The following is an 11,230-nucleotide window of genomic DNA, read 5'->3' on the forward strand; positions in this document are numbered from 1 at the left end:
CGACGGGCGGCGGACCCGGCCCTTTGCGGCCGGGTCCGCCGCCTGTTTTAGTAGGAACCACACAAAAGCCGGAATGGAGCTTGCCCGGGCAAGTGCGTATGCTCGTTGCATGCCCCACGCCCGGACCGAACCTGCCAAGACGGCTGCCCCACCGGGCACGACGGCCGCCAAGAAAACCACGGCACGGCAGGCGACGCCGTCGACATCCGCCGCCGGCCGCCGCCCGGACGCCCGCCGCGGCCGTCTCCCGGGCCTTGGCGCCGGGGGCCTACGTCCCGGAGGCGGCCGCCGGCCAGGGGTTGGTGCAGTACCTGGCCCGGCTGTCCGGCAGCGAGTACGCCGTGATCGACGCCGAGGGCCGCGTCACCGGGGTGCTCCAGCAAAGCACGGTGGTCCGCGCCATCACCGGCAAGGCCGGCAGGCTCTGATCCCGCCGGCCGCGCGCGCCGGAACCCGGCCGCCGGCCGGAATACAATCGACGGACCGGCCCGGCACACACCGCCGCGGCCGCACACACAACGACCGGAAGTGATCCACGCATGAGCTCCTCCACCAGCGCGCACGGCGCCGACCAGCGACGCGGGCCGTTCCGGCCCGGGGAACGGGTCCAGCTCACGGACGAAAAGGGCCGGATGAACACCATCACCCTGACGCCCGGTGGCGCGTTCCATACCCACAAGGGCTTCCTGCCGCACGACGAGGTGATCGGACGGCAAGAGGGCACGGTGGTGGCAAACACGGTGGGCCACCGGTACCAGGCCCTGCGCCCCCTGCTTTCGGACTTCGTGCTCTCCATGCCGCGCGGTGCCGCCGTGGTCTACCCCAAGGACGCCGCCCAGATCGTGACCATGGCTGACATCTTCCCGGGCGCCCGGGTGGTGGAGGCCGGGGTCGGCTCGGGTGCGCTGAGCATTTCGCTGCTGCGCGCCGTGGGCGACGGCGGACGGCTGCACTCGTTCGAGCGGCGCGAGGAATTTGCCGACGTCGCCCGCGGCAACGTGGAAACGTTCTTCGGCGGGCCGCACCCTGCCTGGCAGATCTCGCTGGGCGATTTCCAGGACGAAGTCGTCAAAGCCGAGGAACCCGGCAGCGTGGACCGGGTGGTGCTGGACATGCTGGCGCCGTGGGAATGCCTCGACGCCGTGGCGACGGTGCTGGCGCCCGGCGGCGTCTGGATCAGCTACGTCGCGACCGTTACCCAATTGTCACGTACCGCCGAGGCGATCCGGGCCGACGGCCGGTTTACCGAGCCCGACGGCTGGGAGTCGATGGTCCGCGGCTGGCACCTGGAAGGCCTGGCCGTCCGGCCCGACCACCGCATGGTGGCGCACACCGGTTTCCTGCTCACGGCCCGCCGGCTGGCCGGCGGCGAGACGGGCCTGACGCCCAAGCGCCGTCCGTCCAAGACCGGCTTCGCCGCCGAGGACGTGCAGGCGTGGACCGGCGACGAGGACGACTGGAATGCCGAGGCGCTGGGGGAGCGGACCGTGTCCGACCGCCGGCTCCGCCGCGTTGCCAAGGACGCCGCCTCCACCGTGCAGCGGGGAGCGTTCAAAAACATCAATCCCGAAACCGACTGAGGACGGGGCGCGGCCGCTTCCGTGAGGGCATCGGAACAAGATGTCTCGGTTTGGCGTTTTCTTTCGTAGACAGGTGCAGCCGGCGCGGGGGCCGGTTAGTGTCTAGGGAAGGAACCGATCACGGAAGCAGGTCGCGGTGATGAACGACCAGAACCAGAACAACCAACCGGCACCGGCTGAACGGCAGGACGACCAGCGTGACGCGCTGACGGTCGCCCAGCGCCAGATCAACGTCCTGCGCGACAAACTGCGCCACCTGGACAAGCAGTTGGCCGCGGCCACGCAAAACAATTCCCGCCTCGTCTCCACGCTCGAAACCGCGAAGAGCGAGATCGTCCGGCTCAAGTCCGCCCTCGAACGCGACGGCGAAACCCCCTTCAGCTTCGCGACCATCACCCAGGTCAACAAGGCGCAAAGGCCGCGGCCCGGCACGAGCAACGCTGCCGTGGTGCAGGAGAGCGTCGACATCGTGCAGTCCGGACGCAAGCTGCGCGTCGCGGTCAGCCCGCTGGTGAAGATGGACCACCTCGCCCCCGGCCAGGAAGTCCTGCTCAATGAATCGCTGACAGTGATCGCCGCGCTCGGCTTCGAGCGCTCCGGCGAGCTGGTCACCATCAAGGAAATGCTCGACGGCGACCGCGTCCTGGTGGTCGGACGGGCCGACGAGGAACGGGTCGTCAAGCTGTCCGGCGCCCTGCGGACCGAACGGCTTCGGGTCGGCGACGCCGTGTCCATCGACGCCCGCAGCGGTTACGCGCTGGAGAAGATTCCGCGCAGCGAGGTGGAGAACCTCATCCTCGAGGAGGTGCCGGACATCTCCTACGAGGACATCGGCGGCCTCGGTCCGCAGATCGACCAGATCCGCGACGCCGTCGAGCTTCCCTTCCTGCATCCCGACCTCTACCGCGAGCACGGCCTGAAGGCCCCCAAGGGCATCCTGCTCTACGGCCCTCCCGGCTGCGGCAAGACGCTGATCGCCAAGGCCGTGGCCAACTCCCTGGCCGCCAAGGCCATCGAGCGCAGCGGCACGGACACCCGCAGCTACTTCCTGAACATCAAGGGACCGGAACTGCTGGACAAGTACGTAGGCGAGACCGAGCGGCACATCCGGCTGATTTTCGCCCGGGCACGCGAGAAGGCCTCCGACGGGAGCCCGGTGGTGGTCTTCTTCGACGAAATGGATTCGCTGTTCCGCACCCGCGGCACCGGCGTCTCGTCCGACGTCGAAACGACCATCGTGCCGCAGCTGCTGTCCGAGATCGACGGCGTGGAGAAGCTGGAGAACGTGATCGTCATCGGCGCCTCCAACCGCGAGGACATGATCGACCCGGCCATCCTGCGCCCCGGCCGGCTGGACGTGAAGATCAAGATCCACCGGCCGGACGCCGAGGCGGCCGCGGACATCTTCGCCAAGTACCTCACCACCAATCTCCCCATCCATGCCGAGGACCTCGCCGAGCACGGGCAGGACCGCAAGGCCACCATCGACGCGATGATCCAGCGCACGGTCGAGGAGATGTACTCCACTGACAAGTCCAACGAGTACCTGGAAGTCACCTACGCCAGCGGTGACACCGAAATGCTCTACTTCAAGGACTTCAATTCCGGCGCCGTCATCCAGAACGTGGTGGACCGGGCCAAGAAGAACGCCATCAAGGACCTGCTGACCAACCAGCAGAAGGGCCTGCGGATCGAGCACCTGCTCAGCGCCGTGGTGGACGAATTCCGCGAGCACGAGGACCTCCCCAACACCACCAATCCGGACGACTGGGCCCGGATTTCCGGCAAGAAGGGCGAGCGGATCACCTACATCCGCACCATCGTGCAGGGCAAGGCCGGGCAGGAGGCCGGCAAGGCCATCGAAACGATGTCGAACACCGGGCAGTACCTGTGAGCGTCTATCGCGTGATGGGTTCGGAGACGGAGTATGGCATCCATGCTCCCGGCGAACCCCTGGCCAACTCCACGGTGCTCTCCTCGCAGGTGATCAACGCGTACGCGGCGACCATGCGCAAGGGCCTGGGGAACCTGGCCGGCACCCGGTGGGATTACACCGACGAGGAGCCGCTGCACGACGCCCGGGGGTTCGACCTGTCGCGCGACCAGGCCGACCCGTCCCAGCTGACCGATGTCCCGCCGATCCTCGACGCCGAGCAGATAGCGCTGGCCGGCGGCCGCGCGGCGGGCAGCGAGTTCTACACGGACGAATCCTCCGGCGTGCTCATGAACATGGTGCTCAGCAACGGGGCCCGGCTGTACGTGGACCACGCGCACCCGGAATACTCCTCGCCCGAGGTGACCAACCCGCTGGATGCCGTGCGCTGGGACAAGGCGGGCGACGCCGTCGTGCTCGCGGCGATGCGCAGGATCGCCGCCACGCCGGGATTCTCCCCGGTCAACCTGTACAAGAACAACACGGACAACAAGTCGGTCTCCTACGGCGCGCACGAGAACTACCTGATGCCGCGCAGCGTGCCGTTCAACCGGATCGTCACCGGCTTGATTCCGTTTTTCGTGTCCCGGCAGGTCGTGTGCGGTGCCGGGCGGGTGGGGCTGGGCAGCAACGGCCGCACCCCGGGTTACCAGGTCAGCCAGCGGGCGGATTTCTTCGAGGCCGAAGTGGGGTTGGAGACCACCATCCGGCGGCCCATCATCAACACCCGGGACGAACCGCACGCGGTCGCGGACAAGTACCGGCGGCTGCACGTGATCATCGGTGACGCGAACCTGAGCGAGGTGTCGATTTTTCTCAAGATGGGCACCACCGCCGTCGTGCTGTCCATGATCGAACACGGCGAGGTGCCGGACGTCCAGCTCGCCGACCCGGTGCAGGCCCTGCAGGCGATCAGCCACGACCCCTCCCTGCAGCAGAAGGTCCCGCTCAAGGACGGCAGCATGGTCACCGGCCTGGACCTGCAGGAGATCTACCTGCAGGCAGCGGTGGAGCATTGCCGCCGGCACGGCACCGACAGCGGCCAGACCGCGGACGTGCTGCGGCGCTGGGCTGCGGTGCTGGAAACACTCCGCCGGGACCCGATGGACGCCGCCGACCAGCTGGACTGGGTGGCCAAGCTCAAACTGCTGCAGGCCTACCGGGACCGGGACGGCATGGAATGGGGCGACCCGCGCCTGGGCCTGATCGACCTGCAATATGCCGACGTCCGGCCCGAGAAGGGCCTCTACCACCGCCTGGCCGCACGCGGCCGGATCCGCCGGCTGCTCTCGGACGCCCAGATCGACGCCGCCGTGGGCGAGCCGCCCGAGGACACCCGGGCCTACTTCCGCGGGAAGTGCATTCAGCACTTCCCCCGCGAGGTGGTCGGGGCCAGCTGGGACTCGGTGATTTTCGATCTTCCCGACCGGCGCCGGCTGCAGCGCATCCCCACCCGCGAGCCGTTGCGCGGCAACCGCACACTGACCGGCAGGCTCTTCGAGGAAGCTTCGTCGGCAGAGGAGTTCATCACGGCGTTGCTGGGCCCCGCGGACGAGCCCCACGTGGCAACATAAGGACTAGGACAGAGTCGATCGTCCCACCAGAAGGAGGCCATCATGGCAACCCAGGACCGCAAGAACGTGGACTCGCGCCGCGACGACGAAGAGTACGACGACGAGCCCACGCCCGAGCCTGCCGCCGCGCCCGCCGGGCAGGCCGAGACCGAAGGCACGGATGATCTGCTGGACGAGATCGACGGCGTGCTGGAACAGAACGCTGAAGAATTCGTGCGCGGTTTCGTGCAGAAGGGCGGCCAGTAGTTGATGGACATGCCGGCCGGCGGTCCGGGCTCGGTTTTCGCCCAGATTTCCCATTCAGCCACCGCCTCCTTCAGCGAGTATCTGGCGCGCACCGCCCCGGATCTGCTGCCGGGCGCCCGCGGGGCCCAGCAGCTGCCGGCGGGGGCGGCACCGATGGTGCCCCACGGCACCACCATCGTCTCGATGACGTTCGCCGGCGGCGTGCTCATGGCCGGCGACCGGCGGGCAACCATGGGCAACGTGATTGCCAGCCGGCATATTGAAAAGGTCTTTCCGGCCGACTCTCATTCGCTGCTGGGCATCGCCGGCACCGCCGGAATCGCCCTGGACATCACGCGGCTCTTCCAGGTGGAACTCGAGCACTACGAGAAGATCGAAGGCACGCTGCTCAGCCTCGACGGCAAGGCCAACCGGCTGGGGGCGATGATCCGGTCGAACCTGCCGATGGCGATGCAGGGCCTCGCGGTCATCCCGCTGTTCGCCGGTTTCGATGCCGAGCGCCGGGTGGGCCGGCTGTTCTCCTACGATGTCACGGGCGGACGCTATGAGGAGCAGGAGCACCACAGCGTGGGGTCCGGGTCGGTCTTTGCCCGCGGGGCGCTGAAGAAGCTCTGGCAGCCGAACCTGGAGGAAGCGGCAGCCGTCCGGGTGGCCATCGAAGCCCTGTACGACGCCGCCGACGACGACTCGGCGACCGGGGGACCGGATGCCGTCCGGCAGGTCTGGCCCGTGATCTACACCGTCAACGCCGCCGGCGCCCGCCGGATCCCGGACCGGGAACTGGCCGCCACGTCCGAGGCCGTCATCGGCGCGCGCGCCGTGGCCGGACGGGAGGCCTGAGCATGACGCAGCAGTTCTATGTCTCGCCCGAACAGCTGATGAAGGACCGGGCGGACTTCGCCCGAAAAGGCATCGCCCGGGGCCGTTCGGTGGTGGTGCTCAGTTGCTCCGAGGGAATCGCGCTGGTCGCCGAAAACCCCTCGCCGGCGCTGCACAAGATCGGGGAAATCTACGACCGGATCGCGTTCGCAGCGGTCGGCAAATACAACGAGTTCGAAAGCCTGCGCCAGGCCGGCGTCCGCTACGCCGACGTGCGCGGCTACTCCTACGACCGGGACGACGTCACCGGCCGTGGCCTCGCCAGCGTGTACGCGCAAAGCCTGGGCGCCGTGTTCACCGCCGACAGCAAGCCGTTCGAAGTGGAGCTCGCCGTCGCCGAGGTCGGCGATACGCCGGGCGAAGACCGGCTGTTCCGGCTGACCTTCGACGGGTCCATCGCCGACGAACGCGGCTTCGTGGTGATGGGTGGTTCGGCCGAGGCGGTGGGCGAGAGGCTGCGCGGCAACCGCGCGGCCGACCGGGACTTTTCCGGCGCGGTCCGGGCGGCGGTGGCCGCCCTGTCCGGCGGGACGGGCGAGCAGGACGCGGGGCAGGGCAGGGAACTGCGTCCCGAGGGACTGGAAGTCGCCGTCCTGGACCGCGACCCGCTGTCCACCCGGGGGAGCCGGCGCGCCTTCCGCCGGTTGCCGACCGCTGAACTGGACCGGATATTAGGCGAGGGAATGGACGGCTAGCCATGGACCGACGCATCTTCGGGATCGAGACCGAATTCGGCATTTCCTATTCGGCGCCGGACTCGCGCCCGCTCTCGCCCGAAGAGGTGGCCCGCTACCTCTTCCGCAAGGTGGTCACGTGGGGCAGGTCATCCAACGTGTTCCTGACCAACGGGTCCCGGCTCTACCTGGACGTCGGGTCCCATCCGGAGTACGCGACCGCGGAATGCGACGACGTCGCCCAGCTGGTGGCGCAGGACCGGGCCGGGGAACTGATCCTCGAAGACCTGATGAACGAAGCCCAGGAGCGCCTGGCACGGGAGGGCTTCGGCGGCAGCGTCTACCTGTTCAAGAACAACACCGATTCTGCCGGGAATTCCTACGGCAGCCACGAAAACTATCTGATCCCGCGCAAACTGGAATTCTCCCGGCTGGCCGACATCATGATCCCGTTCCTGGTGACGCGGCAGATCCTGGTCGGCGCCGGCAAGGTGCTCAAGACCCAAAACGGCTCCATCTACGCCTTCTCCCAGCGCGCCGACCACATTTGGGAGGGCGTCTCGTCCGCCACCACCCGATCACGGCCGATCATCAACACGAGGGACGAACCGCATGCAGACGCCGAGTACTACCGGCGGCTGCATGTCATCAACGGCGACTCGAACATGTCCGAGTCCACCACCATGCTCAAGGTCGGGACGGTGGACCTGCTCCTGCGGATGATCGAAGCAGGGGTCATCATGCGCGACCTCCGGCTGGAAAACCCGATCCGCAGCATCCGGGACATCTCGCACGACCTGACCGGCCGCCGGCCGCTGAAACTGGCCAGCGGGCGGGAGATGTCCGCGCTGGCCATGCAGCAGGAATACCTGGCCAAGGCGCGCGGGTTCGTCCAGGTTAACGGGGCACATAGCCCGCACGTGGAGCGCATCCTCGATTTGTGGGAACGGACCCTGGCGGCGGTCGAATCGGGCGACCACCGCGGCATCGAGCGGGAAATCGACTGGGCCATCAAGAAGCGGCTGATCAACCGGATCATGGACCGCCAGGCCATCGACCTGGATCACCCGCGTATCGCGCAGGTGGATTTGACCTACCACGACATCTCCAGCCGGCGCGGCCTCTACCACCTGCTGCAGGCACGCGGCGAGGTGGCCCGGGTGGTGGAGGAACAGGACGTCAAGGACGCCGTGGACCGGCCGCCGCAGACCACCCGCGCCAAACTGCGCGGCGACTTTGTCCGCGCGGCCCGGGAAAACGGCCGCGACTTCACCGTCGACTGGGTCCACCTGAAGCTCAACGACCGCTCCCAGCAGACCATCCTCTGCAAGGACCCGTTCAAAAGCGAAGACCCCAGGGTCGAGGCGCTGCTCGCCACGTTGTGACGTCCGCCCCGTATTCCAAGCGGATCACCAGATTTCTCTGCGAGAATGTCCCGTGCCCGCAAGTTCCGCGATAAGAAAGTCGATTGTGCGCAAAATACTCTCCATCCTCCTGCCGGCCGCCTTGCTGCTCACCGCGTGCGGCGGCAACGGCGATTCGGGTTCGGACAGCCTGGATGACATCTCCGTGACCTCCGGCGCCGAGGGCGCCGCCCCCGCCGTCGAATTCGCCGCGCCGCTGGAGCTGCCCGAGTCCCGGGCCGAAGTCATCACCGAAGGCGAGGGGGACGGTGCTGCCGCGGGCCAGTGGATCCGCTACCGGCTGCTGGCCAAGGACGCCGTCACCGGCGAACAACTCGGCGAGACGTACTCCGGCCTGGCCGACCAGACGGTGGAACTGAGCGAGGGCTTTGAGACCGCCGACCCCGCCCTGTACGAGGCGCTGCTCGGTTCCAACCCGGGCAGCGAGATCGCCTACTACGTCCAGCCGCCGGCCGAGGCCGGCGCCTCCGCGCCCGCGCAGAACCCGCAGCTGCTGTTCCTGACCGTGCAGGACGTCAAGGACAAGGGCGTCAAGGCCGACGCGGCCGAGGTCGCCGAACTGGAAAAGGCCGGCAAACTGCCGGAGATCACGCTCGACGACGAGGGCGTCCCCGCGGTCAAGATCCCGGAAGGAAACGACGCCCCGGACAACCTGATCGTGAAGGTCATCGAAGAAGGCGACGGCAAGGAGGCCACCGAGACCAGCACCGTGAAGGCGAACTACGCCGGGTGGAACTGGGCCGCGGGCACCGAATTCGACTCCAGCTTCTCCCGCGGAGAAGCGACCGAATTCCCGCTGGACGGCGTCATCGAAGGCTGGACCAAGGGGCTGGCCGGCCTGAAGGAAGGCTCGAAGGTCATGCTGTCCATTCCCACCGAACTGGCCTACGTCCAGGGCCAGGGAGATGCCGTGGGGGACCTCATCTTCTACGTGGAGCTGACGGACGTCCAGTAAGGGATGCCGCCGCTCCGTGCGGTAACGTAGCCGACGCAGCACCAGATACACGTCAAGCAAGAGAGGTTCAGCATGTCTTTTGGCAAGCGCGAATATGACCGCACCAAACCCGAGATCGACTTCCCCGGGACCGAAACCCCGCAGGACCTGGTGATCGAAGACATCATCGTGGGAGACGGCGCCGAGGCCAAGGCCGGCGACACCGTATCCACCCACTACGTGGGCGTTGCCTGGTCCACCGGCGAAGAGTTCGACGCATCGTGGAACCGCGGCGCACCGCTGGACTTCCGCGTCGGCGTCGGCCAGGTCATCCAGGGCTGGGACCAGGGCCTGCTGGGCATGAAGGTGGGCGGCCGCCGCCGGCTGGAGATCCCGGCCCACCTCGCCTACGGCGATCGCGGCGCAGGGTCCGCGATCGCGCCGGGCGAATCGCTGATCTTCGTGGTGGACCTGCTCGGCGTCCGCTGAGCCCACCAACCGGCCGGGGGCGGAGCGACGGAGAACGTTAGTTCATCGTTACTCCGCCCCTTCGGCGTTGACTTCGCCCCGAAACCCTCCAGCCAGTAACGTTTCAACTATGTCCGCCTCCAAGACCGAACGACTCCTCAACCTGCTGATCGCGCTGCTGGAACGCCGCCGGGGCTACAGCAAGGAAGAGCTGCGCGCGCTGATCCCGCCGTATCGCGAGGCGACCAGCGACGACGCCTTCAACCGGCTGTTCGAGCGGGACAAAGAGGACCTGCGGGAAATGGGCATCCCGGTGGAGACGTTCCCGGACGACACACTCTACGAAAACGACAACAGTGGACTGCGGTACCGGATCGACCGGCACAAGTACCGGCTGCCGGAACTCCACTTCACCGCCCGGGAGAGCGCGGTGCTCTCGCTCGCCTCCCGCTTGTGGCAGCAGGCCTCGCTGGGGTCGGCGGCCGCCCGGGCCGTGCGCCGGCTCGACGTGCAGGGAGCCCTGGCCGAGGGTGATCCACTGATCGGGGTGGAACCGCGCATCCGCACCGCGGAGCCGGCCTTCGAACCGCTGCTCAAGGCGGTGCTGGACCACACCCCCGTCTCCTTCGACTACCGGTCGCCCAGGGACGGCCGGCCGCAGCCGCGGCGGGTCGAGCCCTGGGGGCTGGGCAACCGGTACGGCCACTGGTACCTGGCCGGCCGCGACCTGGACCGGGACGCCCAGCGCACCTTCCGGCTGTCCAGGATCACCTCCACCATCAAGAAGCTGAACGGGACCTACAGCATCCCGGAAGGCTTCGCCATGCGCCCGGTGCTGGACGGACTGCAGGCGCCGGAGGACAACGGGACCGCCGTGCTCCTGCTCCGGCAGGACAAAGCCAACTCGCTGCGCGCGGCGGCCGCCGCCGCCGAGGGTGTCCGTCCCCCGGCGGGCTGGGACGCCGTCACCCTTGGCTACGGCGACGCGGAGGTGCTGGCGGAGGAGATTGCCTCGCACGGCGCCAACGCCCTGGTCCAGGGCCCGGACGAGCTGCGCGGCGCCGTGGTGCGCCGGCTGGAAGGCGCCCTGGCCGCCGCGACCCAGGCACCGCCGTCGTACGCCCTGCTGGAGGACGGTTCACGGCCGGCACGGAAGACGGGGTCGCTGGACCATCTGCCGCGGCTGCTGGACCTGGTCTCCTACGTCACGGCGAATCCGGGGGTGCCGCTGGACGCCACCGCCGAGAAGTTCAAGATCAGCAAGAACCAGCTGATCAAGGACCTGAACCTGCTGTTCGTCTGCGGGACTCCCGGCTACGGCCCGGACCAGCTCATCGAAGCGTTCTGGGAAGACGGCACGATCTCCATCAACAACGCCGACGAGATCGACAAGCCGGTGCGCCTGAGCCTGGACGAGGCGCTCTCGCTGGTGGTCGGCCTGCAGGCCCTCGAGACCGTGCCCGGGGTGGGGGAGCAGCCCGCCCTGCGCAGCGCGCTCAGCAAGCTGCTGGCGGCGGC

11 protein-coding genes are annotated in these 11,230 nt (G+C 68.1%); all 11 read left to right on the forward strand.

Annotation, left to right across the window (positions count from 1 at the left end):
* The first annotated feature begins 254 nt into the window (after window positions 1-254).
* Window positions 255-428 (forward strand): hypothetical protein, encoded by a 174-nt coding sequence (locus tag AC5RV2_RS00660; protein WP_494090691.1) that lies wholly within the window; start codon window positions 255-257, stop codon window positions 426-428.
* A gap of 111 nt (window positions 429-539) precedes the next feature.
* Window positions 540-1,580: a tRNA (adenine-N1)-methyltransferase gene (locus AC5RV2_RS00665; protein ID WP_494090692.1), complete on the forward strand. Its 1,041-nt coding sequence runs from the start codon at window positions 540-542 to the stop codon at window positions 1,578-1,580.
* A 205-nt stretch (window positions 1,581-1,785) separates the two neighbouring features.
* Window positions 1,786-3,474, forward strand: a complete 1,689-nt coding sequence (gene arc / locus AC5RV2_RS00670) for a proteasome ATPase (RefSeq protein WP_493978557.1) — start codon at window positions 1,786-1,788, stop codon at window positions 3,472-3,474.
* A gap of 14 nt (window positions 3,475-3,488) precedes the next feature.
* Window positions 3,489-5,087, forward strand: a complete 1,599-nt coding sequence (dop, locus tag AC5RV2_RS00675) for a depupylase/deamidase Dop (RefSeq protein WP_494090701.1) — start codon at window positions 3,489-3,491, stop codon at window positions 5,085-5,087.
* 42 nt (window positions 5,088-5,129) lie between these two features.
* Entirely contained in the window at window positions 5,130-5,333 is a 204-nt protein-coding gene (locus tag AC5RV2_RS00680; protein WP_494025913.1) for a ubiquitin-like protein Pup, read from the forward strand.
* A gap of 3 nt (window positions 5,334-5,336) precedes the next feature.
* Window positions 5,337-6,173, forward strand: a complete 837-nt coding sequence (prcB, locus tag AC5RV2_RS00685) for a proteasome subunit beta (protein ID WP_494090702.1) — start codon at window positions 5,337-5,339, stop codon at window positions 6,171-6,173.
* A gap of 2 nt (window positions 6,174-6,175) precedes the next feature.
* The gene (prcA, locus tag AC5RV2_RS00690; RefSeq protein ID WP_494090693.1) at window positions 6,176-6,907 is read left to right on the forward strand and encodes a proteasome subunit alpha; all 732 of its coding nucleotides are present in this window, start codon (window positions 6,176-6,178) and stop codon (window positions 6,905-6,907) included.
* A gap of 2 nt (window positions 6,908-6,909) precedes the next feature.
* On the forward strand, window positions 6,910-8,271 hold the full coding sequence (pafA, locus tag AC5RV2_RS00695) for a Pup--protein ligase (protein WP_494090694.1): 1,362 nt from the start codon (window positions 6,910-6,912) through the stop codon (window positions 8,269-8,271).
* Between the two features lie 85 nt (window positions 8,272-8,356).
* Window positions 8,357-9,265 (forward strand): FKBP-type peptidyl-prolyl cis-trans isomerase, encoded by a 909-nt coding sequence (locus tag AC5RV2_RS00700; protein WP_494090695.1) that lies wholly within the window; start codon window positions 8,357-8,359, stop codon window positions 9,263-9,265.
* Between the two features lie 72 nt (window positions 9,266-9,337).
* The gene (locus tag AC5RV2_RS00705; RefSeq protein ID WP_493978452.1) at window positions 9,338-9,733 is read left to right on the forward strand and encodes an FKBP-type peptidyl-prolyl cis-trans isomerase; all 396 of its coding nucleotides are present in this window, start codon (window positions 9,338-9,340) and stop codon (window positions 9,731-9,733) included.
* Between the two features lie 109 nt (window positions 9,734-9,842).
* Window positions 9,843-11,230 (forward strand): WYL domain-containing protein (locus tag AC5RV2_RS00710; RefSeq protein ID WP_494090696.1); only part of this gene is annotated, 1,388 nt, incomplete at its 3' end.

The sequence above is a fragment of the Arthrobacter sp. Y3225116 genome, assembly GCF_059091245.1.

Coding starts and splice junctions, on each gene's coding strand:
- AC5RV2_RS00665 (WP_494090692.1), top strand. CDS start 540: ATGAGCTCCTCCACCAGCGCGCACGGCGCCGACCAGCGACGCGGGCCG.
- dop (WP_494090701.1), top strand. CDS start 3,489: ATGGGTTCGGAGACGGAGTATGGCATCCATGCTCCCGGCGAACCCCTG.
- AC5RV2_RS00680 (WP_494025913.1), top strand. CDS start 5,130: ATGGCAACCCAGGACCGCAAGAACGTGGACTCGCGCCGCGACGACGAA.
- prcB (WP_494090702.1), top strand. CDS start 5,337: ATGGACATGCCGGCCGGCGGTCCGGGCTCGGTTTTCGCCCAGATTTCC.
- prcA (WP_494090693.1), top strand. CDS start 6,176: ATGACGCAGCAGTTCTATGTCTCGCCCGAACAGCTGATGAAGGACCGG.
- pafA (WP_494090694.1), top strand. CDS start 6,910: ATGGACCGACGCATCTTCGGGATCGAGACCGAATTCGGCATTTCCTAT.
- AC5RV2_RS00705 (WP_493978452.1), top strand. CDS start 9,338: ATGTCTTTTGGCAAGCGCGAATATGACCGCACCAAACCCGAGATCGAC.